The following is a 24,435-nucleotide window of genomic DNA, read 5'->3' on the forward strand; positions in this document are numbered from 1 at the left end:
CGGCAGGCGAGGCTGCGGTATCGTCGGCGTCCAGGCCGAATCCGTCGGCCCGGTGGTCAAGTCAGGGGAGTGGGCATGCGTCTTGGATCGATGGGGAAGCGGTTCGTGTGGAATTTCGGCGTCGGGCTCACCGTCGCGCTGCTGTTGGCGATGCCGGCTTCCGCGCAGTCGCCTGCCTCATCAGCCACGGAGGCCACCGCCGACCCCGCTGCGCGGCTGGCCGGGTTCGACGCCTACGTCGAACAGGTGCGCGAGGCCTTCGACGTGCCGGGCATCGCGGTTGCCATCGTCAAGGACGGCGAGGTCGTGCTGGAGCGCGGCTATGGCCTGCGCAATGTCGAGGCGGCCCAGCCCGTCGAGCCGCGCACCCTGTTCGCGATCGCGTCCAACACCAAGGCGTTCACCGCGGCCTCGCTGTCGATCCTGGCCGACGAAGGCAAGCTTTCGCTCGACGACCGCGTGGTGGACCACCTGCCGTGGTTCCGGATGTCCGATCCCTACGTGACGCGCGAGATGCGCGTGCGCGACCTGCTCGCGCACCGCAGCGGCCTCGCGCTCGGCGCAGGCGACCTGCTGTACTGGCCGACCACCGACTACAGCACCGAGGAGGTCGCCCGCCGCTTGCGCGACGTGCCCCTCGACGGCGGTTTCCGCGGCCAGTACGCCTACGACAACATCCTGTTCGGTGTCGCCCAGCTGGTGGTCGAGGCGGCCAGCGGACAGCCCTTCGCCGACTTCCTGCAGGCGCGCATCTTCAATCCGCTTGGAATGGCCGACACGCGCTACAACGCCGATGCGCTGCGCCCGGGCGACAACGCTGCCACGGGCTATGCCAAGGCTGACTTCACCAACCTGGAGCCGGCGCCGCCGCTGACCTGGCACAACGTCTCCGGTGCGGGCGGCCTGTATTCCAGCGTCCATGACATGGGCCGCTGGATGGACATGCTGCTGGCGGGTGGCACCTATGTCGACGCGGCGGGACAGGAACAACGCCTTCTGGGCGAAGCCCGCCTGCGCGCCATGTGGAGCGTGGTGACGCCGATCCCGGTACGCGATCCGCCAGTGCCCGAACTCAAGCCGATGACGCCGAATTTCGCCGGCTATGGCGAGGGCTGGACGCTCACCGACTACCGGGGCGAGAAGCTGGTCTGGCATACCGGCGGCTGGCCGGGCATGGTGTCGCGGCTCACCCTGGTGCCCGAAGAAGGCGTGGGCGTGATCGTGCTGACCAATGCCGAGGTCGGCGCGGCCTTCCACGCGGTCACCCTGCGCGCGCTGGACCTGATGCTGGGCGCCCCCGAAACCGACTGGCTGGCCGCCTACCGCGCGGCCGTGGCCCAGGCCGACGAAAAGGCCGACGAGGACTGGGAGAAACACCTCGCCGCCCGTGACGCGCGATCGAAGCCGTCCTTGCCGCTCGCGTCCTACGCCGGCACCTACCGCGACCCCTGGTATGGCGACGTGGTGGTCGAACAGGCCGGTCGCGACCTGCGCCTGCGCTTCACCCGGACGCCGGCGCTGGTCGGCACGCTGTCGCACTGGCAGCACGACAGCTTCATCGTCCGCTGGGACCAGCGCTGGCTCAACGCCGATGCGTTCGTGAATTTCAGCCTGGATGTCGACGGCAAGGTCACCGGTGCGCGCATGGAGGCGATCTCGCCCAAGACCGACTTCAGCTTCGACTTCCACCACCTGCGGCTGGCGCCGGTCGACGGGGACTGAAACGACGCCTGTGCTTCAGAGCGCGGTGCCGGCGGCCTGTCCGGAGGCCCAGGCCCACTGGAAGTTGTAACCGCCGAGCCAGCCGGTGACGTCCACGACCTCGCCGATGAAGTACAGGCCGGGGATCAGGCGGGATTCCATCGTGCGCGACGACAGTTCGCCGGTATCGACGCCGCCGAGGGTGACTTCGGCGGTGCGATAGCCCTCGGTGCCGCTCGCGACCAGCGGGAAATCGGACAACACCCGGGCCATCGCCTGCAGCTGCGCGGGCGTGAACTGGCGCATCGGGCGATGCGCGCGATCGCCCGGCAACCAGATGTCGCACAGGCGCTGTGCGAAGCGCTTGGGCATGGCCTCGGTGAGCACGGTCTTGAGTTCGGTGGCGGGCCGTTCGGCCTGGTGGCGCCGCAGCCAGTCGAGCGCGTCTTCGCCGGGCAGCAGGTCCAGCCGCAGGTCGTCGCCGGGCTGCCAGTACGAGGAGATCTGCAGGATCGCAGGCCCGCTGATCCCGCGGTGGGTGACCAGCATCGTGTGGGTGAAGGCCTGGCCGTTGCAGCGGGCCGTGACCGGCAGGGCGACGCCGCTCAGCTCGGCCATGTGGTCCTGGTGTTTGCCACTGAGGGTCAGCGGCACCAGGCCCGCGCGCAGCGGCAGCACCGAATGCCCGAAGCGGCGCGCCAGGTCGTATCCGAAACCGCTGGCGCCCATACTGGGGATCGACAAGCCCCCGCTGGCGACGACCAGCGCGGGCGCGCGCAGGCGCCCGTGCGAGGTCTTCAGCGCGAAACGGCCATCGTCGGCGTGTTCGACGGATTCGATGCTGCATGAGGTTTCGACCCGGACGCCGGCGGCCTCGCACTCGTCGAGCAGCATGCGGACGATGAGCTTCGACGACTCATCGCAGAACAGCTGGCCGAGCTCCTTCTCGTGGAACGCGATCCGGTGCCGCTCCACCATTTCGATGAAGTGCCAGGGCGTGTAGCGGGCGAGGGCGGACTTGCAGAAATGCGGATTCGCCGACAGGTAGTTCGCCGGCGTGGTGCCGGTGTTGGTGAAATTGCAGCGGCCGCCGCCCGACATCAGGATCTTCTTTCCGACGCGGTTCGCGTGCTCGACCACGCACACGCGCAGGCCGCGCTGGCCGGCCGCGATCGCGCACATCAGGCCGGCGGCACCCCCGCCCACCACCAGCGCATCGAAATCAGCCAGCGCCACCCATCCACCATGATCATCCCGGAACAACGCGCATTCTAGCGGCACGGGCCGGGTGGCCTGCGGCTATGCTGCGCGCATGTCCGCCCCATTCGTGTCCGAGGACGGCGTCGCCGCCAGCCGCTATCAGCTGTTGCCTGGCAGGTGGGCGAACCTGCTCGACGGCCTGTGCGCGGCGTTCCCGGGAATCCCACGGGAGACTTGGCAGGCGCGATTCGAACGGGGACGCGTGCTGGACGCGAACGGCACGCCACTGCGGGCCGATGCGCCCTGGCGCGTGGGCCTGGAACTCCGCTACTTCCGCGAAGTCGAGGACGAACCGCGCGTGCCGTTCGAGGCGCGCGTCCTGTATCGCGACGCGCGCCTGCTGGTGGCCGACAAGCCGCATTTCCTGCCGGTCACGCCGGCGGGTGGCCATGTCGCCGAAACCCTGCTGGCGCGCCTGCGACGTGAGACCGGGCTCGTCGACATCGCCCCCCTGCACCGCATCGACCGCGAGACGGCGGGTCTGGTGCTGTTCTCGCTGGACGCGGCGACCCGGCCGGCCTACGCCGCCCTGTTCGCCGGGCGCCGCATCCACAAGCACTACGAGGCCCTTGCCGGGCCGTTGCCCGGCATCGAGTTCCCCCACGTCCGGCGCAGCCGGATCGTCCGCGGTTCGCCCTTCTTCCGGATGCAGGAGGTTGAAGGCGTGGCGAACAGCGCGACCCGGATCGAGGTGATCGAAGGTCCGGCCGGGGAGGGGCCTTGGCGCTATCGCCTGGTGCCGGTGACCGGGCGCAAGCACCAGTTGCGCCTGCACATGGCATCGCTGGGGGCACCGATCCTAGGCGACCGCACCTATCCGACGTCGTGCCCGCGCGCGCCGGGCGACTTCAGCGCGCCGCTCCAGCTGCTCGCGCGAAGCCTGCGCTTTCGCGATCCGGTCGACGGTCGGGAGCGGGCGTTCAAGAGCGGGTTCCGCCTCGACGGGCTCACACCCACTCGCGCGACGGCAGGGTGACGCGGCGCTGCGGTCGGCCGACCAGGTCGAGGAAGGCATTGAACACCTGGGCGGACTGCGCCTTCATCGTCGCGATGTGGGCGCGGGTCTGTTGGCGGATTGCCTCGACATCGGTCGCATGGCCGTGGTCGGCCAGCTCCTCGAGGTAGCGGGGATTGGCCAGCCAGCGTTCGATCAGCGGCTCGTCCATTTCCAGGTGGAACTGGAAACCGTAGGCGTTGTCGCCCCAGCGGAATGCCTGTGGCTCGCAGAGTGGCGAGCGCGCGAGGTGGGTAGCATCGCCGGGCACCTCGAAACTGTAGCGGTGCCACTGGAACACCGGCGCGACCGCGCCCAGCGGAGCCAGGACCGGGTCGTTGCGACCGGCCTCGGTGGTGGCGAGCTCATGCCAGCCGACCTCCGGCACCGGGTGGCGCCGGATCGGCGCACCGAGCACATGCGCGAGCAGTTGCGCGCCCAGGCAGATGCCAAGCACCGGGCGTCCCAGCGTGAGCATCTGTTCGATCGCGCGCAGCTCGGCCAGCAGGTGGGGCCGGCTGTGCTTCTCCTCGACGTTCATCGGGCCGCCCAGTACCACGAGGCCGCGGTAGCGTTCCATGTTCGGCTGCAGGTCGGGCTCGCGCTCGAAATTGCTGAAGCGGATGCGGTGGCCACGCTGGCGGATCAGCGGGTCCAGCGTGCCCAGCGGCTCGGCGGCGACGTGTTGGAAGACCTGGATGCGGGGCATGGGGCGCGGACCGCGAACGGCGGTGTGGGGTTCGCGCCACTATGCCAAAGCCGCGCCTCGCGGTGCAGCGGCCGCAGATGACCGCTGCTCAGGTCGCCATGCCGATCCGGCACAAGCGTTGGATGCGCCTATCAGCGGCCGCGGTGCGGCTTCTTCGGTCCGGCGTGCCGGGGCTTGTGGCCCGGCTTGCCGGGATGCGGGCGGCGCGGTGGCCGGCCATCGCGGGCGTCGGCACCTGCTTCGCGCATGTCACCCGGCCGGCTGATCCGCAGCGGCTGGCCCGCCACGCGCACTTTCTTCAGGTGTTCCATCAGCTCGCGCGGCATGCCCTCGGGCAGGTCGACGAAGCTGTACTCCTGTTGGATGTCGATCCGGCCGATGTAGCGGCTTTCCAGCTCGGCCTCGTTGGCGATCGCGCCGACGATGTTGCCCGGCTTCACGCCATGGCGGTGACCGACCTCGATCCGGAAGGTTTCCATGCCGGCATCGGGCGTGTGGGTGGCGCGCCCACGCGGCGCTGCGTCGTCGAACATCGACTCGCCACGGTTGCGCGGTGCACGGTCGAACTCACCGCGCGGGCGGTCGCCACGCTCGGGACGCTCGGCGCGTGGCTTTTCCTTCGGCTTGTCGAGCAGCAGCGGCTGCTCGCCCTGCACCAGGCAGGCCAGCGCGGCCGCGATCTCGGCCATCGGCACGTTCTTCTCGCGCTCGTAGCGTTCGACGAGGTCGCGGAACATCGGCAGGTCGGCACGCTCCAGCGACTCGCCGATGCGGCCGAGGAACTTGTTGACGCGCTGCTCGTTGACCGTGTCGATGCTGGGCAGTTCCATCTGTTCGATAGTCTGCCGGGTCGCGCGCTCGATCGCCCGCAGCATGCCGCGCTCGCGCGGGGTGACGAACAGGATCGCGTCGCCACTGCGTCCCGCGCGGCCGGTGCGGCCGATGCGGTGGACGTAGCTCTCGGTGTCGTAGGGGATGTCGTAGTTCAGCACGTGGCTGATGCGCTCGACGTCCAGGCCGCGCGCGGCCACGTCAGTGGCGACCAGCACGTCGATCCGGCCGTCCTTGAGTTGCTGGACGGTGCGCTCCCGTTGCTGCTGCTGCACGTCGCCGTTGATCGCCGCGGCCGCGAAACCGCGGGCGGTGAGCTTCTCCGCGAGTTCCTCGGTGGCCTGCTTGGTGCGCGCGAAGATGATCATCGCGTCGAAGGGCTCGGCCTCGAGGATGCGGGTCAGCGCATCCAGTTTGTGCACGCCGCTGACCCACCAATAGCGCTGGCGGATGTTGTCGGACGTCGTTGTGCGGGCCTGGATCGCGATCTCGACCGGCTCGCGCAGGTAGGTCTGGGCGATGCGCTTGATCGGCGCCGGCATCGTCGCGGAGAACAGCGCGACCTGGCGCGTTTCCGGGGTCTTCTTGAGCACGGCCTCCACATCGTCGATGAAGCCCATGCGCAGCATTTCGTCGGCTTCGTCGAGCACCAGGCACTCGAGTTCGGACAGGTCCAGCGACCCGCGCTCCAGGTGATCGATCACGCGGCCCGGCGTACCCACGACGACGTCGACGCCGCGGCGCAGCGCGGCCAGCTGCGGGTGGTAGCTCTGGCCGCCGTAGATCGGCAGCACGTGGAAGCCCGGCAGGTGGTTTGCGTACTTCTGGAACGCCTCGGCGACCTGGATCGCCAGTTCGCGGGTCGGCGCGAGCACCAGCGCACGCGGCTTTTTCTGCCCCGGCTGGGCGCGGGCCAGCACGGGCAGGGCGAACGCGGCGGTCTTGCCGGTACCGGTCTGGGCCTGGCCCAGCAGGTCGCGACCTTCCAGCAGGGGCGGGATGGTGGCGGCCTGGATCGGCGAGGGCGACTCATAGCCCACGGCGGACAGCGCCCTCAGCAACGGCTCGGGAAGCCCCAGGGCATCGAAGCCGGGGACAGGGGTGTCGTCACTCATCGGGGAAACCCTCGTACTGCCCGCGAGGGCCAAAGGCCCATTCTACCGGGATGCCCCGGGAAGCGCCGGTGAAGGCGGGCGGGGCGGGCAGCGGTGTTGGGCCCTGTTCAGGCCAGCACAACGCGGTCGCGTCCGCGCTCTTTCGCTTCGCGCATCGCGGCTTCGGCGCGACGCGTGGCGCTCTTCAGCGGCTCGTTCGAACGCGTCTGGGTCACGCCGGCGCTCGCGCTCACCGCCGGGCCCATCCGCAATCCCGAGATTGCCGCGCGTATGCGCTCGGCCACGCGCATCGCGGCGGCGGCATTGCTGCCGGGCAGCAGGATCACGAAGGATTTCCCGCCGATCCGCGCGAGCAGGTCGCCATGGCGCAGATGCGCTTTCATCGCATCGGATGCGGCGGCGAGGATGGCATCGCCGTGGGTCTCGCCGACCTGTTCGTTGACCGCCTTGAAGTGGTCGAGGTCGAAATGGATGACCGAAAGCGGCTCGCGCATGTCGCGCTGGATCCGGTGCAGGCGATGGGCACGGGTTTCCCAGCCCTCCCGGTTGATGGTGTCCGTCAGGGTGTCGCGATGCAGGCGATGCAGCAGGCGCTGGCGGTGCAGGAAGACGTCCAGCGATGCCTTCAGCTGGGCGCGGCGCTGAATGAGACCGATCGCGCACCCCATCCCGAAGAACAGGAGGTAGGCGGCCCACAGCGCTGCGGGGGATTCCAGGTACCAGAGCAGGACCAGCAGGGGCATGACCAGGCCGGCGGCGGTCGCGGCAGCGGCCCAGCGCGAGATCGAATAGGGCAGGAAGATCACCGCCATCAGCATCAACGGGACGTGCGTGAGGCTCAGGCGAATCGGCTCGATCGCGGTGGTGAGGGCGATCGCGGTCCCGAACAGCAGGGCGTAGAAGCTGCCGAATACCTCGGCGGCGCGGCTGAAGCCGGAGAGCCAGGTCAGCGTGGCCAACGCCAGGAGGCCGAGCACCAGGGCGAGGCGCAGCAGCAGCGTCCACTGCGCCGCCTCGCCCAGGACCGCCACGTCGCGCGCCCAGCCGATCGCGAACAGGAACGGCATGCTGAACATCAGCACCTTCAGGCCTGTCCGCATCTTCGCGTAGGCGAAGCGACGGAAGCGCAGGTACTCGGCCTCGGGCAGGCGGTCCTCGGCCCAGCCCCTCGCGGAGAACAATGATTTCACCCGTGTTCGCCCCCTTGACCTCTGGCGACCTCTGGCGCGCTCCCTCGCATCCCTGGCACCGCTCCCACGGCGCCCGGCCCGGATCCGGAACGGACGAGGCCGGCTGGCCTTCGTCCCGCACATCCGTTCCAATGCCTTCATGCCCAGTCTACGCTTCGACAATGCCTTTGTAAGCGGCCTGCCCGGAGACCCCGAGCGGGGCAGCGGGGTGCGGCAGGTGACCGGAGCCGCGTGGTCGTCGGTGATGCCGACGCCGGTGCGCGCGCCGCGGATGATCGCCGGGTCGGACGAGATGGCCGCGACACTGGGCCTTGATCCTGCATGGCTGTCGACCCCGGAAGCGGCGGCCGTGCTGTCCGGCAACCGCTTGCTGGACGGCATGGCGCCTTTCGCCGCCAACTATGGGGGGCATCAGTTCGGACACTGGGCGGGGCAACTCGGCGACGGCCGGGCGATCACGCTGGGCGAAGTACTGGACCCGACCGGCCAACGCTGGGAAATGCAGCTCAAGGGGGCGGGGCCGACCCCCTATTCACGAAGCGCCGATGGCCGGGCCGTGCTGCGTTCCTCCGTCCGCGAGTTCCTGTGCAGCGAGGCCATGCACCACCTGGGCATCCCCACGACACGGGCCTTGAGCCTGGTCGTCACCGGCGAGGACGTGGTCCGGGACATGTTCTATGACGGGCACCCCGAGCCCGAACCGGGCGCCATCGTCTGTCGGGTGGCGCCGAGTTTCATTCGCTTCGGTCATTTCGAACTGCCCGCATCGCGTGGCGAGACCGGCCTGCTGCGCCAACTCGTGGACTTCTGCATCCGCCGTGACTTCCCGCACCTGCGGGGCCAGGGCGACGCCCTGCTAAGTGACTGGTTCGCGGAGGTATGCGCGCGTACCGCCGTAATGGTGGCGCACTGGATGCGCGTGGGCTTCGTCCATGGCGTCATGAACACGGACAACATGTCGATCCTCGGGCTCACGATCGACTATGGCCCGTACGGATGGATCGACGACTTCGACCCGGATTGGACGCCCAACACGACGGACCGCCAGCATCGGCGCTACCGCTTCGGTGCCCAGCCACAAGTGGCGTACTGGAACCTGGGGCGCCTGGCGGGCGCGCTTTCGCCCCTGGCGGGAGATGCCGCACCGTTGCAGGCGGGCCTTGCGCGATTCGTGGAGACCTTCAACCAGGCCGAGCGCGGCAACATCGCCGGGAAACTGGGGCTGGACGCATGTCGCGACGAGGACATCGGGCTGATGCAGGACCTGCGCGGGTTGCTGCGCGAGGGCGAGGTCGACATGACCCTGTTCTTCCGCCTGCTCGGCGACGTGGATCCGGGCGCCCCCAACCCGTCCGTTTTCGAGGAGGCCTTCTATTCGGACGTGGGGCGCGAAGGCATCGAAAGCCGCTTGCAGGCGTGGCTGCAGCGCTACGCCCTCCGGATCGTGGACGACCCGCTGCCGGCCGAGCACCGCAAGGCGCTCATGGATGCCACCAATCCGCGCTACGTCCTGCGCAACTGCCTGGCACAACAGGCGATCGACCGGGCGGAGGCCGGCGACCTGCAGGGCATCGCCGATCTGCAGGCCGTGCTGCGCCGCCCCTACGATGTCCAGCCCGGGTGCGAGGCGTTTGCGGCCCGTCGACCGGACTGGGCACGCGACCGGCCGGGCTGCTCCATGCTGTCCTGCAGTTCATGATTCCTCGACGCGCCCGGGTGTATGACGGCCGGGTCCCACCACGCGAGAGCACCATGTCCAGCCGCATTCTTTCCCGCGCACTGCCGGCCGCGCTGTCGGTCACTCTGTTCTGGCTGGCGGGCTGCGCGTCCAGTGGCGGCAGCCCGACCGCCACGACGACCGCCGAAGGCTATCGGATCGGAAGCGTGGCCTCCGTGCACGTGGACGAGGGCTACTTCACCCTGGCCGAAGATGCCCGGACCGGGAGTGCGCTGGGACAGGGCGGCGAGACGCGTGTTCCGGTGGGACGGGCGACCGGCGCAAGTGGCCTGCGGGTGGGCAACCGGGTCCGGGTCCTGACCGACGCCGCGCGTGGCGGCGAAGCCGTCGACGTACAGGTGCTGAACGCACCGGCACAGCCGCTTCCCTGGGGCAGCTACCTGCATGGCAGCATCGCCTCGATCAACCATGCCAGCGGGACCGCGACCATCCAGCAGGTCGGCAGCCTCAATGCCGTCCGGGTAAGGCACGACGCCTCTACCGTGGCAGTCGCGCTGGATGGCTCGCCGCTGCCGCTCTCGGCGTTGCGGGAGGGGGATGAGGTCGACATCGTCCTCCGGCTGGTACAGCCGGACCCGGTCGCGACCCGGATCGTGCGGATCGACTAGGGCGAGCGGAGCCGGCCCGCTAGAATGGCCGGATGTCCCTGCTCAACCTGATCGACGTCGACTACAGCGTCGGCGGCCCCCTGCTGCTCGACGGCGTCAACCTGGCCATCGAGGCGGGGGAGCGCATCGCCCTGATCGGCCGCAACGGCGCCGGCAAGTCGACCCTGCTGCGCCTGATCGACGGCACGCTCCAGCCCGATGACGGCGAAGTGCGCCGAGCCGATGGCGCGCGTGTCGCGCGACTGGAGCAGGAAGTACCCGCTGGCGCCAGTGGCGACGTCTGGGACGTGGTCGCCGGTGGCCTGGGCGAGCTGGGTGCGTGGCTGGCCGAGTTCCACCACCTGAGCCATGCCGACGTGGTCGATACCGATGCGCTGGCGCGCGTGCAGTCGCGTATCGAGGCCACCGATGGCTGGGCGCTGGACCAGCGCGTGACCGAGACGCTGGAGCGGCTCGGACTGGATGGCGACGCGGTGTTCGACCGGCTGTCAGGCGGCATGAAGCGCCGGGTGCTGCTGGCGCGCGCGCTGGTGGCGGGCCCTGACATCCTGCTGCTGGACGAGCCGACCAACCACTTGGACATCGAGGCGATCGACTGGCTGGAGGGCTTCCTCAAGGCCTGGCCCGGGGCGCTGGTGTTCATCACCCATGACCGCCGCTTCTTGCGGTCGCTCGCCACCCGCATCGTCGAGATCGACCGTGGCCAGCTGACCTCCTGGCCGGGCGACTGGGCCAACTATGTGCGGCGCCGCGAGGAGCGCCTCAATGCCGAAGCGCAGGAGCAGGCGCGCTTCGACAAGCTGCTGGCCCAGGAGGAAGTCTGGATCCGCCAGGGCATCAAGGCACGTCGGACCCGGGACGAAGGCCGGGTCCGGCGGCTCGAGCAGATGCGCGTGGAGCGTGGCCAGCGCCGCGAGCTGCAGGGCAACGTGCGGATGGCGATGGCGCAGTCCGATGCCTCCGGCCGCAAGGTGATCGAGGCGAAGGGCCTGGGCTTCGCGCATGGCGACCAGGTCCTCGTGCAGGGGCTCGACCTGACGATCATGCGCGGCGACCGGATCGGCCTGATCGGTCCCAATGGCAGCGGAAAGACCACGTTGCTCAAGCTGCTGCTGGGCGAACTGGCGCCTGCACGGGGCGAGGTGAAGCAGGGCAGCAACCTGCAGGTGGCCTATTTCGACCAGTACCGCGCGACTCTGCGCGAGGACTGGAACGCGTTGGAAAACGTGGCCGAAGGCCGCGACCGGGTGGAAGTCGGCGGTGGCTCCAAGCACGTGATCGGGTACCTGCAGGATTTCCTGTTCACGCCGGAGCGCGCGCGTGCACCGATCACCCGCCTGTCCGGTGGCGAACGCAACCGGCTGCTGCTCGCCAAGCTGTTCGCGCAGCCGTCGAACCTGCTGGTGATGGACGAGCCGACCAACGACCTCGACGTCGAGACGCTCGAGCTGCTCGAAGAGCTGCTCGCGGATTACCCGGGCACCTTGTTGCTGGTAAGCCACGACCGCGACTTCATCGACAACGTGGTGACATCCACGCTGGTGATGGAAGGCGGGGGGCGCGTCGGCGAGTATGTGGGAGGCTACGGCGACTGGCTGCGCCAGCGCCCGGTGCCCGTGGCCGCGGCTACGGCTACGGCTACGGCTACGGCTACGGCACCCGCGCCGGCGGTGACCCCCGTCGCCACGGCCCCGGTTCCGGCGGCGCCTGCCCGCCGGAAACTCAGTTACAAGGATGCACGGGAGCTGGACGCGTTGCCGGCACGCATCGAAGCCATGGAAAGCCGGCTTTCGGAACTGACGGCCGCGATGAGCGAGCCGGATTTCTATCAGCGCGATGCCGCGTCCGCGGCCGCACATGCCAGTGAGCTGGGCGAGGTGCAGGCCGCGCTGGACGAGGCCTATACGCGATGGGGTGAGCTGGAAGACAGCGGCGGCTGACCGCGCGGGAGATCAGGGCACGGCCTGCGCATCCCATTGGCGCAAGGCGGCCTCGATGGCGTCCACGCCGCGGCTCGCGGCCACGGCATCGGTCTTCTCGACCGTATCGTGCTCGCTGTGGATCACCTCCATGACGCGGGGCGGGGTCGGCGGATGCTCGCCGCCGTACATCGCGAGGATGCCCTTGATTTCGTCCGCCCCCACGAGCGAGTACGACACCGCGGGCCAGCCGGACTTGATGAACGCGAGGTGGTCGGTGGGCGGGTACGCATCGCCTGCGGACAACCCGAGTCCAAGCGCTTCGGAGGCGGCGCGGGTAGCGTCCACGAGGGTATCCTCGGGTTCGCGCGTCATCATCCACACGGTGTCGCCCCAGCCGAACACATCGAAGTTCACGTACTGGGCGGGACGCTCGCCACCCTGTTCGACATAGGCGCGCGCGCCGATCAGGCCCCGCTCTTCAAGGTCCCAGAATGCGATGGCGACCCGGTAGTGGCGCAGCGGCCGCGCCTGGAACCGTTCGGCCAGTGCAAGCACCACGGCGCTGCCGGAGGCATTGTCGGTCGCGCCCTGGCCGGCATCGACGCGATCGTAGTGCGCACCGAGCAGCAGCAGGGGGGCCTCGGCGTCGCCCGCGACCCGGGCGAGCACGTTGGTGCCCTGTTCGCCGTCGAGGGTGAACGGCTGGGCCTGCCAGGCGAACGATCCTTCTGTCAGCCGGGCTTCGATGGCGAGGCGTCGTCCCTCTGGCGATGCGGCGGAAATCGCTGCGACGTCGTCGCGCCAGCGCTCGGCGGCCGTCCCCGTGGCGGGAGGCGGTATGTCGGCGGGCGCGTGGGCACAGCCAGCGACCAGGGCGACGGTCAGTGCCAGTGGCATGGACCAAGTGCGCGTCCGCAAGATGCTCGAAGTCATGTGTGCTCCCCTGTGGCTCTGTACCCAGTGTGCCCGAAGCGGCCGTACCCTGATGTATCCCACAGGTCATGTGCTTGCGCGCGCCGGCGTGTGTGCGTAGCCTCGCGCGCATCCAGGGGCCATACAAGGCGTCGGCAGGGGGCGATGTCGCGGGTAGGGAGCAGGAATGGCGATCCGCGTCTACATCATTGATGATCACGCACTGGTCCGGACCGGCATGCGCATGATCCTCTCCGGCGAAACCGACATCGAGGTCGTCGGCGAAAGCGAAAGCGGCGATCTCGGTTTGCCGGAGGTCCGTCGGCTGAAGCCCGACCTTGTCCTGTGCGACCTGCACCTGCCCGGTATGAGCGGCCTGGAGGTCACCGAGCGGATCGTCCGGGGCCAGTTGGCCCGGGTGATCATCGTGTCGGTGCTGGAAGACGGGCCCATGCCGCGCCGCCTCCTGGACAGCGGTGCGCTGGGCTACGTCGGCAAAGGTGGCGAACCGGCGGAATTGCTGGCCGCGATCCGTACCGTCGCGCGCGGAAAGCGCTACCTCGCGAGCAGCGTCGCGCAGCGTCTCGCGTTCGCGGTGATGGAGGGGCGGGGTTCGCCTTTCGAGGCGCTGTCGCCCCGCGAGCTGGAAGTCACCATGCTGCTCGTGCAGGGGCTTCGCCAGGAAGAAATCGCCCGTCGACTGAGCCTGAGCCCCAAGACGGTGAGCACCCACAAGCGCCGGCTCTACGAGAAGCTTGGAATAGAAGACCCGATTGCGTTGGCCCGCCTGGCCGACCGGCATGGCCTCAGCGATCCCGCTGGCCGGTCGACGCCCGACGCCTGACAGCGCTCCGGCTGGCATCGGAGCAGGACACGACCGGCTGCAGGATGCCCGGACGCGACAGGCCGCCCCGAGGGCGGCCTGTGTTCAGTAGGCGCGATCAGGCGGAGCGCTTGTCGCCTTCGGCAAGCTCGTCGGCTTCGGCTTCGGCTTCGGCTTCGGCTTCAGGCTCTGGCGCATCTGCCACGGAGCGGGCAGCCGTATCCGCGGGGGACTCGCCGTCGGGCGCTTCCATGCCCGGCGTCTCCGCGGTCAGCTCATCCACATCTGCCCCGGCGGGCGGTACGGGCGCATCGAAGAGGCCCGCCGTACGCGGCACCGTCGGCGCTTCGGCTGCGACCTGCGGCGCCGGCGCCGGCGCGGTATTGGCATCGGGCGACGCAATTGCGGCCGCCTGGCGGCGTGCATCTTCGGATGCATCCGTCGCACCCGGCGCCTCCGTGGGCGTGGTTGGACGGGACGAGGGCTCGTCCGGCGACGTGGTGGCGACCGCAGGGGCGGGTGAAACCGCCTCGACAGCGGCCTCTGCGGGCGTAGCGTCCTCCGCGTGGGACGTCGCAATCGCCTTGCCGGGTGCGTCGGTGGGCGTGACCGCCGGCGCGCTGACGGCATCCGCGGACACGTCATCGAAGTCGAACTCCGGCTGCGAACGGCTCATATCCAGCGTCACTGCCGGTGCTTCTTCGCGGCCATCCGCTTTCAGGCGGGCATCCGTATCGGCGTCCGCGCCGGGTGCAGGGGCCGGTGCGGCATCGTCAGTGGCAACGGTGGCGGGGACGGAAGTCGCGTCGGCTCCGTCTGCGGAGGGGGCGCCGGCCTGCGCAGCGGACGGCGTAACGCCCGCGTCGCTGGCAGCATCATGGGCGTTCTCGTCCGCGGCCTGCGTCGTGTCTGCCTGCTCGGCACCACCGCTGCGGCGGCGGCGGCGGCCACCGCGACGACCGCGGCGGCGGCGGCCACCACCCTCGGTGGCGTCGGCTGCATTGTCGGCGGTGCCTTCCGTGTCACCCCCGGCTTCGACGGTCGAGGCGGTGTCCTTGGCGGCGGCAGGTGCGATGTCCTCGCGGACCGGGTCCGTCGCGGGCGCGTCGGTTGCGGTATCGGTTGCGGGCGTCGCGCTCTTCAGTGCCTCGTCCGTGGAGGCTTCGGTGAGCGCTGCTGCGTCCTGGCGTGCTTTCTGGCGGTCGCCGCGCGAGCGGCGGCTGCGGCCCTCGCCCTGGCGAGCCTCGCCCTTGCCTTCGTTGCGCCCGGCGGCATCCTTGCGCCCTTCGACCTTCTGGCCGGCCTTGGCGTCGTTGGTGGGCTGGGCGGGCTTCTCGTCGCGCTTTTCGTCGCGTCGGCTTCCGTCCTTGCCGTTGCCGCGACGGCTGTCGTCGCGACGGCCCTCGTCGCGACGGCTGGAGGCCTTGCGCCGGTTGCCGCGGCCTTCGCCACGTCCGTCGTTGCGGTTGTCGCTGCGCTCGGCGCGGCGACCGTCGCCCTGGCTGCCCGCGTTCCGGGCCTTGGGTGCCGCGGGTTGCACCTCCGAGGGGCTGCCACGGAAGAAGCGCAGGATGCGCTCGACCATGCCGACCGAATGCGTCGGGGCCACCACCGGGGCCACGACCGGCTCCGGCGCCGAGACCGGCTCCGGGGTCGGCTCGCGCAGCGGGGCAGGGCGACTGGGCGCGACGCGGGTCACCGCTGGGGTCGCCGGGATGTTCAGGTGCGCCTTGGTCAGCGCGTGCGTCGGCAGCTTGCGCGGGGTGCCGCGACGGTAGCTGGGCTTGTTCGACTCGTCGTCCAGCTCGTTCTCGCGGATGCGCGTGACTTCGAAGTGCGGGGTGTGCAGTTGCTCGTCAGCGACGATGACCACCGGCGCATCGTGGCGCTGCTCGATCTCGATTAGGGCGCGGCGCTTCTCGTTGAGCAGGAAGGTCGCGATCTCGGTCGGGGCCTGCACCAGCACCTGGCCGGTGTTGTCCTTCATCGCATGCTCTTCGGCGAGGCGCAGGATCGACAGCGACAGCGACTCGACGCTGCGCATGCGGCCGTGGCCCTCGCAACGCGGGCAGACGATCTGGCTGGACTCGCCCAGCGACGGACGCAGGCGCTGGCGGCTCATTTCCAGCAGGCCGAAGCGCGAGATGCGGCCGACCTGGACGCGTGCGCGGTCCTGCTTCAGTGCATGCTGCAGGCGATTCTCCACCTCGCGCTGGTGCCGGTTGCTCGACATGTCGATGAAGTCGATGACCACCAGGCCGCCGAGGTCGCGCAGGCGCATCTGGCGGGCGACTTCCTCGGCTGCCTCCAGGTTGGTGTTGAACGCCGTCTCCTCGATGTCGCCGCCCTTGGTGGCACGCGCCGAGTTGACGTCGATCGCGGTCAGCGCCTCGGTCTGGTCGATCACCAGCGCGCCGCCGGAGGGCAGGCGCACTTCGCGCTCATACGCGCTCTCGATCTGCGACTCGATCTGGAAGCGGTTGAACAGCGGGGTGTCGTCCGTGTAGTACTTGAGCTTGCGCAGGTTGTGCGGCATGACCTGCTCGACGAACTCGCGCGCCTCGGCGTGCATCTCCTCGGTGTCGACCAGGATCTCGCCGATGTCGGGGCGCATGTAGTCGCGCAGGGCGCGCACGATCAGGCGCGACTCCTGGTAGATCAGGAACGGCGAGGGCTTGCTCAGGGCGGCGCCGGTGATCGCCTTCCAGATGCTGATCAGGTAATCGAGGTCCCACTGCAGTTCCTCGGCATCGCGGCCGACGCCGGCGGTGCGGATGATCACGCCCATGTCGTCGGGGATCTGCAGCGCGTCCATCGCGCGCTTCAGCTCGGCGCGGTCCTCGCCCTCGATCCGGCGCGACACGCCGCCCGCGGTCGGCGAGTTCGGCATCAGCACCATGTAGCGGCCGGCCAGCGAGATGAACGTGGTCAGGGCCGCGCCCTTGTTGCCGCGCTCTTCCTTGTCGACCTGGACGACGACTTCCTGGCCTTCCTTGAGCAGCTCGCGGATCGACCCCTTGTTGTGGTCCACGCCGGACTGGAAGTAGTCGCGGGAGATCTCCTTCAGCGGCAGGAAGCCGTGGCGCTCGGCGCCGTAGTCGACGAAGGCGGCTTCGAGCGAGGGCTCGAGGCGGGTGATCTTGCCCTTGTAGATGTTCGACTTCTTCTGCTCGCGGGACGGCTGCTCGATGTCGATGTCGTACAGGTTCTGGCCGTCCACGATCGCCACGCGCAGTTCTTCGGCCTGCGTGGCATTGATCAGCATTCTCTTCATTGTTGCGTTCCTCGCGCGCTCCTGCGCGGGGTCGGCCGGGGCTGCGGTGGCAACCCGGCGGCCGCGGAACGCCATGGCGTTTCGCCTCTGGATACCGCGTCCGGGACGTCGCTGTGCCTGGGCGAGCGCCGTCCCGGTTTCAAGTTCCAGCGCTACGACACCACGGCACGCCGCGGGAGCGCTTGCTGTTGCTTTCCAGTTGAAACCCCCGGCTGCGAGCACCCGGGGGCAGGGGACCGTCGGCGCTCCGGCAGGACCGGTTCGCCAGCGGTGGCTTGTTCATCATTGGCGGTTTGACCCGCCGCGCGAGGTCAGGTTCCGCCGGCCGCTGTTGCTAACATGGCTGTCCCGAGGACAGGGGTCAGACGCGGACGGATCCGCAGGCCGGGCTTTTGGCCCTGTGCCGCTCCGTGCTGGCCGGGCCGCTAGAGGGCGCCGGCGTACGGGTCGACTTCCTGCGAAATCAAAACCTTAGCTCGCCTCGCGAGTGTATCAGATAAGCCCCCCGGAATGACTCCCCAGGAAACTCCAGAAAAGCGCCTCGGCGCCCGAATCGTGCGCGTCCCGGACGACCGGGCGGGCCAACGTCTCGACAACTTCCTCGCTGGACAGTTGAAAGGGGTGCCCAAGTCGTTGATTTACAAGATCGTCCGCTCCGGCCAGGTGCGGGTGAACGGGGGTCGTGCCAAGGCTGACCGCAAGCTGGATGGCGGCGACGAGGTGCGGATCCCCCCGGTGCGCGTGGCCGAGCCGGGCGATGCGGCGCCGCCGCCCAAAGGCTTCCTGGCGGCGATGGAGGCGGCGATCGTGTTCGAGGATGCGCGCCTGCTGGCGATCAGCAAGCCGGCGGGCGTGGCCAGCCATGGCGGCAGCGGGATCAGCCATGGGGCCATCGAAACGATGCGTGCGCTCCGGCCCGGGCAGTCGCTGGAACTGGTCCACCGGCTCGACCGCGACACGTCGGGCCTGCTGGTGCTGGCCAAGAAGCGTTCGGCCCTGACCGAACTGCAGGCCCTGATGCGGGAGGAGGGCGGTATCGCCAAGCGCTACCTGGCGCTGCTCGCCGGCAGGATGCCGGACGGGACGATGAGCGTGGACGCGGCCCTGCACATCGGATTGCGGCAGGGCGGCGAACGGCATGTCCAGGTCCACCCGGACGGCAAGCCTTCGCTGAGCCACTTCAAGGTGATCGAGCGCCGCGCCGGCCAGTCCTACTGTGAAGTGCGAATCGAAACCGGACGTACCCACCAGATCCGGGTCCACGCCCAGCACATCGGCCACCCCGTCGCGGGCGATCCCAAGTACGGCGACGCGGCCATCAACCAGCGACTCCGGGACCAGGTCGGCCTGAAGCGCATGTTCCTGCATGCATCGACGCTGGAATTCGCGCTGGACGGCGGGCGCACGCCCTATCTGCTCAATGCGCCGCTGGCACCCGAACTGGCCGCGGTGCTGGATTGCCTCGGCTGACGCGCTTCACAGGCGGTTGGGGTCGCCCTGGGCCGTGTCGCAGAGCTCTGATTCCGGGGTGGGGTTGAAGGTCATCGGTACCTGGATGGTCTGGGCGATCGGCTGCCCGTTGCGCGTGGCCGGGGTGAACTCCCATGCGCGCACGCCTTCCTGGGCGGCGGCGTCGAGTTCAGGCACGCCGCTGCTCCCGGTGACCTGCACGTCGGTCACGCCGCCCGCAGGTCCGATCACCACTTTCATCGTCACCGTGCCGCCGATGTCGGCGCATGCCAGCTCGACCGGATAATCGGCCGCGGGCGTGTGGCGGGCCATCGCTTCCGTAGGGGCGGGCACCGCGCTCGGCGGCGACGCAGGCTGGCAGGCGGCCAGGCTCGCCAAGGCCGGGACGAGTGCAAGGCGTGCGAAACGTCGCATGGCATCCTCCATGGTGTGTCAGTCGGCCAGTGCGTCGGCCTTGGCCGCGCAGATGAAGTCGTTTTCGCTCAACCCGCCCACGTCATGCGTGGAAAAGCGCACCACGCAGCGGTCGTAGTGCACGCCCAGGTCGGGGTGGTGGTCTTCGCGATGCGCGACCTGCGCGAGCGCGTTTACGAAGGCCATCGTGCGGTAGTAGTCCTCGAACCCGAACGTGCGGCTGAGCGCGTGGCCATCCTCCACCAGTGACCAGCCGTTGAGTTGCGGCATCAGCTCGCGCACCCGGGCTTCGCTGAGCTTGTGTTCGCTCCCGCGCCGTGGCGTGCAATGGGCCTGGGAGAGGGGGATCAGGTCGTTCATGGCGGATTCCTTGCGTGACGATGCCAGCGGCTGAACGGCGATGGCGGCCGGTATGGAGCGGAGCGGGCACGGGGTCGCGTGCAACCCGTAGAATAGCCCCATGATCCAGATTTCCGAATCCGCACAGGCGCATTTCCGCAAGCTGATCGAACGCGAGGCCCTCCCGGGACTCGGTGTCCGGCTCTCTGCCGTCCGGCCGGGCACGCCCGGGGCCGACGTGCGGCTGGAGTTCGCCGAGCCCGGCGACCTGCTCGGCGACGAGTGGGCGGTCGATTGCGAAGGGTTCACGTTGTGGCTCGAGGCCGCGAGCGTGAAGTTCCTGGATGGCGCGCAGATCGACTATGAAGCACGCGCGACCGGGGGGCAGCTGCAGATCCGCGCACCGCGCATCAAGGGCGAAGCGCCTGGCGCGGACGCATCGCTGGTCGAACAGGTGAACTGGCTCGTCGAACACGAGATCAACCCGCAGCTGGCGCAGCACCGGGGGCATGTCGCCGTCGATTCCATTACCGCGGAAGGCGAGGTGTACCTGCGTTTCGGAGGAGGCTGCCATGGCTGCGGCATGGCCGACGTGACGCTCAAGCAGGGCATCGAGAAGACCTTGATGACCAAGGTCCCGGGCGTGACCGCGGTGCGCGATGCGACCGACCACGCCAGCGGCATGGCGCCGTACATCAGCCGCGATCCGGCGGCTTGAGTCGCCGGCGGCATGTATTCGGCCGCTGAGCTCATCGAAGCGGTGCAGCGCAAGCTGCGCCTGGCCCAGCGTCGCTCGCACCCGCCAGGGGAATTCCCCGCCGGCTGGCGGCGCTGGCTGGACGAGATGGCCGCCCGGCCGGGCGACGTGCAGGGGGCCCCTGCACAGGCACTCGTCGACGAGTTGTTGTCCCGCCCCCCGCGACGGCCGCTGCCGGGGCGATCCACCGACCTGACGCGATGGCAGGCCTTCACGGCGGTGTTGCGGCAGGAGTGGAGCGACGAACCGCGCGATGACCGTGGCCTGCGCGGGCTGGCGGCGGGCGGTTCGTTCCTGCTCAACCTGGTGTTCGCCCTCAGCCTGCTTTACCTGCTGTTCGCGCCGCCTCGCCTGCCACCGGCACGGGAGGGCGAGGAAAGCGTGGTCCAGGTCGAATTCATTGGCCGGGGGACGCCCTCGGAGCCGGGTGGAGGGCCGGATGCGCAACCACGGCCGGACGCCCAGCCGACCGTTCCCGATGCCGCCGCGCCGTCGCCGGTACCGGATGCCGCGATGCCTCCCGCGCCGGATTCGGCTACGGAAACGGCAACAGTGCCACCCCCCATGCCCGCGTTGCCCGAGGTGCCTGTTGCAACCGCGCAGCTACCGGCGTTGCCGCCGCCACCCCTGCAGGTGGATGAGCGTGACGTGCCGACGCCAGAACCGCCGCAGCCTGCGCCCACCCCGCAGCCGGTGACGGTGAGCGAGCCCGCGCCCGATACCGGCATGGTGTTCCTGCCGCCGCCCAATCCCGTCCTCGAAACAGCCACCGCGGCGCCGGAGCTGACGGCCGATGCGCCGGCCGTGCAGCGCCGCGATGTCCCGGTGGTCCCGGAGGCACCGCCGCAGCAGCGGTCCCTCGAGTTCACGCCGCGCGACTCCGCGAACGCACCCGATCTTGCAGTGCGGCCATCCGAGGTCGAGAGGCGCGACGTCGCCGCTCCGGTTCGCAGGCCGTCGCTGGACATGCCGGTGCCGACACCGGCAGACGTCCCGCCGTTGGCGCCATCCACGGCAACGGTCCCGGAACGCAGTGTCCCGGTCCCCGTTTCACGCCCCTCGCTGCAGATGCGTGAAACCCCGAGCGCTGCCGCTCCGAGCCTCTCGGATCGCTCCGATACGACGTCGGTACGTGAGCGAGCCGTACCGACACCGTCCGCCTCGAACGCCGACCCCGCCACCCCTGCGACCGACACGCTCGCGGGACGCCAGGATCCGTCGGAGGGGCGCGCCGCCGCGTCCTCCGCCGACGGTGTGCCTTCCGCGCGTGCGACAACGGGCGGTCCCGCCGCCGCGCCGGCGGCCGGCGGCTGGCCGGATCCACGGCAGGCCGACGACTTCGGTGCGTCCGATCGCGAGGTGGAGGGCGGCCAGCGTGGGCGCACCGATGCCACTGGACTCTACAATCCCGACGGAAGCATCCGCTTGCCCGATGCCCCCGGCTCCGCCTCTCCGGGCCTGCCACCGGGGACATACACCGAGGAAATCGCGGATCTCGACCGCGCCGGGACCTGGCTCAAGCGGCCCCCGGTCGGCTACGAGCCCACGCTGTTCGATCGTTACTGGCGGCCCAACGAGACCCTGCTCCAGGAGTGGGTGCGGCGGGGCATCCAGGAGGTGTCGATTCCCATACCGGGGACCACCAAGTCGATCCGGTGCGCCGTGTCCCTGCTGGCGCTCGGTGGCGGGTGCGGGATCAGCGATCCCAACCTCAATGAACAGCCCGCCATCGCGCGACCGCCACCGGACATTCCGTTCAAGCCCGAGTTGCAGGACGACAATGGCAGCCTGCCGGAGCCCGTGGACGATACCTGGGACTGACGTCGGCCTTTTTGACGCGATCCGCGGCGCGCTGCAAACAAAAACCCGCGCAGGGCGCGGGTTCCGGGTCAATCCTTGGCGATGCGTGGATGGATCAATGCACGTTGTGCAGGTCCCGCAACTGGCTTTCGCGCGAGGCGAAGTAAGCGGCCAGGTCGGCAATCTGCTGGTCCGTCAGGCCCTTGGCCTGCGATGACATCAGTGCATGGTCGCGATCGCCGCTGCGGTAAGCCTGCAGGGCATGCCCGAGGTAGTCGGCGTACTGCCCGCCCAGCTTCGGGTAGGTGGCGTCGATCGGTGCATTGCCCTCCGAGCCGTGGCAGTCCACGCAGGACTGGCCGGTGGCCTCGCCCTTGGTGCTGGCGAGGGTTTCGCCTGCACCCACGTTGCCATTCGGCAGGCCGGCCGAAGAAGACGTATGGGCTGGAGCCTCGTGCCCGGCGTCCTCGCCGTGGCCTTCGCCGCCGCCCGAACAGGCGGCAAGCGCCAGGGCCGCCAGCAGGGCGATGAGTGCAGGGGCGATGGCGTGGTTCTTGATCGTCATGGTCGTCTGCGTGCTCACTTGATGCTGGACAGGAAGGCCGCGATGTCGGCGATATCCTGGTCGGAGAAGCTCTCCGCCTGGGCCTGCATGGTCGGATGGTGGCGCGTGCCCTTCTGGTATTCGTGCAGCGCATTGGCCAGGTACTCGGCCGACTGGCCGCCGACCTTCGGCACCCGATAGCTCGGGTACGCATTCTTGTAGCCGGTGATGCCGTGGCATCCCTGGCAGGTGTAGGTAAGCATGCGGCCCTGCTCGGCATCGCCCTGCAAGGCGGCCGTGGGAGCGGTGGGGGCGGCGGCCGCGGGTGCTGCGGGCTCGGGCGCCGGGGCGGGCGTGGTGTCCGCGGCTTCGTCCTGGGCACGCGCTGCGCCCAGGGCCAGGGCAGTGGTAAGGGCAAGGCTGGCGGCGATCGTCAGCGGTCGCATCATGTCTATGTCCGCAATCTGGAATGGCTGGCTGGAATGGCTGGCTGGCCGAGCCTGGGACCCTGTCGATGCCCCGACAGCGGCGCCCGGCCGCACGCAATTCCGGAAGTATAGCCTGCGAAGCGCCCACCTGTTTAGCGCCCATCGGTCGAATGAACAGGCGGGCGGGTGGGGTCGGGTCCGCCACCCCCGTCTTCTGGCACGCGACGCGGGCCGGGCCGGATGCAACGCTCCGCCGCGTCACTGCATCCGAATCGTGAGGGACGGGGCCCGCCCGCCCCGGGAGCGTGTCCGCGCTGCGCGTCGCCCCGGCGCCGGCCGGGGGACACCATGACCTTCGACCGATGTGATTTGCATGAATAGTGATATACCTATGTACAACACCGGCATGGTTGCCGGCCATTCTCCCCATTTCAGGACGTCCCCCATGCGCCACCGTGCCCCCGCCCCGGGTCTCGCCGCTCCCCATCGCCTCCGCGCGCTCGCCGTGCTCGGTGCTGCCTGTCTCGCCCTCGCGGCCTGCAAGGGCGGCAACGGCGAGGCGGCCGCCAAGGAGGGCCAGGACAAGGCCGCGGAGGCCGTTCCGGTCGAGGTCGCCGAGGCGACCCATCGACCCGTGGCCGCCAGCTATACCGGCACCGCGGCGCTGGAGGCCCTTGCCGAGTCGCAGGTCATCGCCAAGACATCGGGCGTGGCGCTCGACGTGCTGGTCGAGGAGGGCGACGTGGTCCGCGCCGGCCAGCAGCTGGTCCGGCTGGACGCCGACCGTGCGCGCCTGCAGGCGGCGCAGACGGCCGCGCAGATGACCAAGCTGCAGAACAATTACGAGCGCGCGCGCCAGCTGTCCGCGCAGCAGCTGATCAGTGCCAACGAAACCGACCAGCTCAAGTACGACCTCGAGAATGCCCGCGCGGCCAACCGCCTCGCCAACCTGGAGCTGTCCTATACCAACGTGACCGCGCCGATCTCCGGCGTGGTGGCATCGCGTTCGATCAAGCCGGGCAACTTCGTGCAGATCAACACGCCGATCCTGCGCATCGTCGACATCTCCCGGCTCGAGGCCACCCTCAACGTGCCCGAACGCGAACTCGCCACCCTGAAGCCCGGCCTGCCGGTCCGGATGCACGTGGACGCGCTGCCGGGACGTGCCTTCGAGGGTACGGTCGATCGCGTCGCCCCGGTGGTGGACGCGGGCAGCGGCACGTTCCGCGTGATCTGCGCGTTCGATGCGCAGGAGATCCTGCAGCCGGGCATGTTCGGGCGCATCAGCATCGATTACGACCAGCGTGCGGATGCCCTGGTCGTGCCGCGCGTGGCCCTGCTCGAAAGCGACAGCGAGCCCGCGCTGTTCGTCGTGCGCGAGGGCAAGGCGCATCGCGTGGCGGTCGAGCTGGGTTACATCGACGGCGAGTGGGCGGAAGTGCGCGACGGCGTGGACGCGGGCGATGCGGTGGTGATCGCGGGCAAGGCCGCGCTGCGCGACGAGACCGCCGTGCAGGTGATCGATCCCGATGCCCCGCCGACGACGGTGGCGAGCAGCGACGGGAACGACGACGCCCAGACCCAGCAGTAAGCGCCGGAGCCTCCC

The 24,435-nt window shown here is 69.6% G+C and carries 19 protein-coding genes and 1 pseudogene; 10 read left to right on the forward strand and 10 right to left on the reverse strand.

Features of this window, described 5'->3' with window-relative positions:
- Window positions 1-150: 150 nt before the first annotated feature.
- Window positions 151-1,722 carry a serine hydrolase gene (locus H4F99_RS03780; RefSeq protein ID WP_246371289.1) on the forward strand — a complete coding sequence of 524 codons (1,572 nt, stop codon included), beginning with the start codon at window positions 151-153 and terminating at the stop codon, window positions 1,720-1,722.
- A gap of 15 nt (window positions 1,723-1,737) precedes the next feature.
- On the opposite strand, the gene H4F99_RS03785 is transcribed toward H4F99_RS03780, so the two are convergent.
- The gene (locus tag H4F99_RS03785) at window positions 1,738-2,937 is read right to left on the reverse strand and encodes an aminoacetone oxidase family FAD-binding enzyme (RefSeq protein WP_182668383.1); all 1,200 of its coding nucleotides are present in this window, start codon (window positions 2,935-2,937) and stop codon (window positions 1,738-1,740) included.
- A 76-nt stretch (window positions 2,938-3,013) separates the two neighbouring features.
- On the opposite strand from H4F99_RS03785, the gene H4F99_RS03790 reads away from it, so the two are divergent.
- Window positions 3,014-3,937 (forward strand): pseudouridine synthase, encoded by a 924-nt coding sequence (locus H4F99_RS03790; RefSeq protein ID WP_182668384.1) that lies wholly within the window; start codon window positions 3,014-3,016, stop codon window positions 3,935-3,937.
- Here the strand turns inward: H4F99_RS03790 and H4F99_RS03795 are convergent.
- The 3 genes from H4F99_RS03795 to H4F99_RS03805 form a co-directional block, all read right to left on the reverse strand.
- On the reverse strand, window positions 3,909-4,664 hold the full coding sequence (locus tag H4F99_RS03795) for a type 1 glutamine amidotransferase (RefSeq protein WP_182668385.1): 756 nt from the start codon (window positions 4,662-4,664) through the stop codon (window positions 3,909-3,911). The two genes, H4F99_RS03790 and H4F99_RS03795, sit on opposite strands and share 29 nt — an antisense overlap.
- 131 nt (window positions 4,665-4,795) lie before the next feature.
- On the reverse strand, window positions 4,796-6,610 hold the full coding sequence (locus H4F99_RS03800; RefSeq protein ID WP_182668386.1) for a DEAD/DEAH box helicase: 1,815 nt from the start codon (window positions 6,608-6,610) through the stop codon (window positions 4,796-4,798).
- A 107-nt stretch (window positions 6,611-6,717) separates the two neighbouring features.
- Window positions 6,718-7,800: a diguanylate cyclase gene (locus tag H4F99_RS03805; protein ID WP_182668387.1), complete on the reverse strand. Its 1,083-nt coding sequence runs from the start codon at window positions 7,798-7,800 to the stop codon at window positions 6,718-6,720.
- 139 nt (window positions 7,801-7,939) lie between these two features.
- Here H4F99_RS03805 and H4F99_RS03810 point away from each other — a divergent pair, with 139 nt between their 5' ends.
- From H4F99_RS03810 to H4F99_RS03820, 3 genes are read left to right on the forward strand one after another with little or no spacing between them, the layout of a single operon-like run.
- On the forward strand, window positions 7,940-9,499 hold the full coding sequence (locus H4F99_RS03810; RefSeq protein WP_182668388.1) for a protein adenylyltransferase SelO: 1,560 nt from the start codon (window positions 7,940-7,942) through the stop codon (window positions 9,497-9,499).
- Window positions 9,500-9,552: 53 nt separating this feature from the next.
- Window positions 9,553-10,146 carry a hypothetical protein gene (locus H4F99_RS03815; protein WP_182668389.1) on the forward strand — a complete coding sequence of 198 codons (594 nt, stop codon included), beginning with the start codon at window positions 9,553-9,555 and terminating at the stop codon, window positions 10,144-10,146.
- 32 nt (window positions 10,147-10,178) lie between these two features.
- Window positions 10,179-12,086: an ATP-binding cassette domain-containing protein gene (locus H4F99_RS03820; protein ID WP_182668390.1), complete on the forward strand. Its 1,908-nt coding sequence runs from the start codon at window positions 10,179-10,181 to the stop codon at window positions 12,084-12,086.
- 12 nt (window positions 12,087-12,098) lie between these two features.
- Here the strand turns inward: H4F99_RS03820 and H4F99_RS03825 are convergent, their stop codons facing one another.
- A complete protein-coding gene (locus tag H4F99_RS03825) occupies window positions 12,099-13,001 on the reverse strand; it encodes a M28 family metallopeptidase (RefSeq protein WP_182668391.1) in 903 nt (300 codons plus the stop codon).
- Window positions 13,002-13,167: 166 nt separating this feature from the next.
- Between H4F99_RS03825 and H4F99_RS03830 the strand changes: the two genes are divergently transcribed.
- Window positions 13,168-13,824, forward strand: coding sequence for a response regulator (locus H4F99_RS03830; protein WP_182668392.1), 657 nt, complete (start codon window positions 13,168-13,170; stop codon window positions 13,822-13,824).
- A 127-nt stretch (window positions 13,825-13,951) separates the two neighbouring features.
- Here H4F99_RS03830 and H4F99_RS03835 read toward each other — a convergent pair.
- Window positions 13,952-17,068: pseudogene (locus H4F99_RS03835) on the reverse strand (Rne/Rng family ribonuclease); the annotation flags it as partial.
- A 519-nt stretch (window positions 17,069-17,587) separates the two neighbouring features.
- Between H4F99_RS03835 and H4F99_RS03840 the strand changes: the two are divergent.
- Window positions 17,588-18,547: an RluA family pseudouridine synthase gene (locus tag H4F99_RS03840; protein WP_182668393.1), complete on the forward strand. Its 960-nt coding sequence runs from the start codon at window positions 17,588-17,590 to the stop codon at window positions 18,545-18,547.
- 6 nt (window positions 18,548-18,553) lie between these two features.
- Here H4F99_RS03840 and H4F99_RS03845 read toward each other — a convergent pair whose 3' ends face one another.
- On the reverse strand, window positions 18,554-18,961 hold the full coding sequence (locus H4F99_RS03845) for an energy transducer TonB (protein ID WP_182668394.1): 408 nt from the start codon (window positions 18,959-18,961) through the stop codon (window positions 18,554-18,556).
- An 18-nt stretch (window positions 18,962-18,979) separates the two neighbouring features.
- Window positions 18,980-19,321, reverse strand: coding sequence for a 4a-hydroxytetrahydrobiopterin dehydratase (locus tag H4F99_RS03850; protein WP_182668395.1), 342 nt, complete (start codon window positions 19,319-19,321; stop codon window positions 18,980-18,982).
- A gap of 100 nt (window positions 19,322-19,421) precedes the next feature.
- Between H4F99_RS03850 and H4F99_RS03855 the strand changes: the two genes are divergently transcribed.
- Together H4F99_RS03855 and H4F99_RS03860 are read left to right on the forward strand one after the other, a co-directional pair.
- Window positions 19,422-20,018, forward strand: coding sequence for an NfuA family Fe-S biogenesis protein (locus H4F99_RS03855; RefSeq protein ID WP_182668396.1), 597 nt, complete (start codon window positions 19,422-19,424; stop codon window positions 20,016-20,018).
- Window positions 20,019-20,030: 12 nt separating this feature from the next.
- Window positions 20,031-21,878, forward strand: a complete 1,848-nt coding sequence (locus tag H4F99_RS03860) for a hypothetical protein (RefSeq protein ID WP_182668397.1) — start codon at window positions 20,031-20,033, stop codon at window positions 21,876-21,878.
- A 94-nt stretch (window positions 21,879-21,972) separates the two neighbouring features.
- On the opposite strand, the gene H4F99_RS03865 is transcribed toward H4F99_RS03860, so the two are convergent.
- Together H4F99_RS03865 and H4F99_RS03870 are read right to left on the reverse strand one after the other, a co-directional pair.
- Complete coding sequence (locus H4F99_RS03865; protein WP_425487989.1) at window positions 21,973-22,416, reverse strand: c-type cytochrome; 444 nt, start codon at window positions 22,414-22,416, stop codon at window positions 21,973-21,975.
- 20 nt (window positions 22,417-22,436) lie between these two features.
- Window positions 22,437-22,847 carry a c-type cytochrome gene (locus tag H4F99_RS03870; protein WP_182668487.1) on the reverse strand — a complete coding sequence of 137 codons (411 nt, stop codon included), beginning with the start codon at window positions 22,845-22,847 and terminating at the stop codon, window positions 22,437-22,439.
- Window positions 22,848-23,274: 427 nt separating this feature from the next.
- Between H4F99_RS03870 and H4F99_RS03875 the strand changes: the two genes are divergently transcribed.
- Complete coding sequence (locus H4F99_RS03875) at window positions 23,275-24,420, forward strand: efflux RND transporter periplasmic adaptor subunit (protein ID WP_182668399.1); 1,146 nt, start codon at window positions 23,275-23,277, stop codon at window positions 24,418-24,420.
- Window positions 24,421-24,435 lie beyond the last annotated feature (15 nt).

This window comes from Marilutibacter penaei, from assembly GCF_014145395.1.
Lineage (GTDB): Bacteria > Pseudomonadota > Gammaproteobacteria > Xanthomonadales > Xanthomonadaceae > Marilutibacter > Marilutibacter penaei.

Bases quoted from the DNA above. Each gene is read 5' to 3' on its own strand.
- H4F99_RS03780 (WP_246371289.1), top strand. From the start codon at position 151: ATGCCGGCTTCCGCGCAGTCGCCTGCCTCATCAGCCACGGAGGCCACC.
- H4F99_RS03790 (WP_182668384.1), top strand. From the start codon at position 3,014: ATGTCCGCCCCATTCGTGTCCGAGGACGGCGTCGCCGCCAGCCGCTAT.
- H4F99_RS03795 (WP_182668385.1), bottom strand. From the start codon at position 4,664: ATGCCCCGCATCCAGGTCTTCCAACACGTCGCCGCCGAGCCGCTGGGC.
- H4F99_RS03800 (WP_182668386.1), bottom strand. From the start codon at position 6,610: ATGAGTGACGACACCCCTGTCCCCGGCTTCGATGCCCTGGGGCTTCCC.
- H4F99_RS03810 (WP_182668388.1), top strand. From the start codon at position 7,940: ATGCCCAGTCTACGCTTCGACAATGCCTTTGTAAGCGGCCTGCCCGGA.
- H4F99_RS03815 (WP_182668389.1), top strand. From the start codon at position 9,553: ATGTCCAGCCGCATTCTTTCCCGCGCACTGCCGGCCGCGCTGTCGGTC.
- H4F99_RS03820 (WP_182668390.1), top strand. From the start codon at position 10,179: ATGTCCCTGCTCAACCTGATCGACGTCGACTACAGCGTCGGCGGCCCC.
- H4F99_RS03825 (WP_182668391.1), bottom strand. From the start codon at position 13,001: ATGACTTCGAGCATCTTGCGGACGCGCACTTGGTCCATGCCACTGGCA.
- H4F99_RS03830 (WP_182668392.1), top strand. From the start codon at position 13,168: ATGGCGATCCGCGTCTACATCATTGATGATCACGCACTGGTCCGGACC.
- H4F99_RS03840 (WP_182668393.1), top strand. From the start codon at position 17,588: ATGACTCCCCAGGAAACTCCAGAAAAGCGCCTCGGCGCCCGAATCGTG.
- H4F99_RS03845 (WP_182668394.1), bottom strand. From the start codon at position 18,961: ATGCGACGTTTCGCACGCCTTGCACTCGTCCCGGCCTTGGCGAGCCTG.
- H4F99_RS03850 (WP_182668395.1), bottom strand. From the start codon at position 19,321: ATGAACGACCTGATCCCCCTCTCCCAGGCCCATTGCACGCCACGGCGC.
- H4F99_RS03855 (WP_182668396.1), top strand. From the start codon at position 19,422: ATGATCCAGATTTCCGAATCCGCACAGGCGCATTTCCGCAAGCTGATC.
- H4F99_RS03860 (WP_182668397.1), top strand. From the start codon at position 20,031: ATGTATTCGGCCGCTGAGCTCATCGAAGCGGTGCAGCGCAAGCTGCGC.
- H4F99_RS03870 (WP_182668487.1), bottom strand. From the start codon at position 22,847: ATGCGACCGCTGACGATCGCCGCCAGCCTTGCCCTTACCACTGCCCTG.
- H4F99_RS03875 (WP_182668399.1), top strand. From the start codon at position 23,275: ATGCGCCACCGTGCCCCCGCCCCGGGTCTCGCCGCTCCCCATCGCCTC.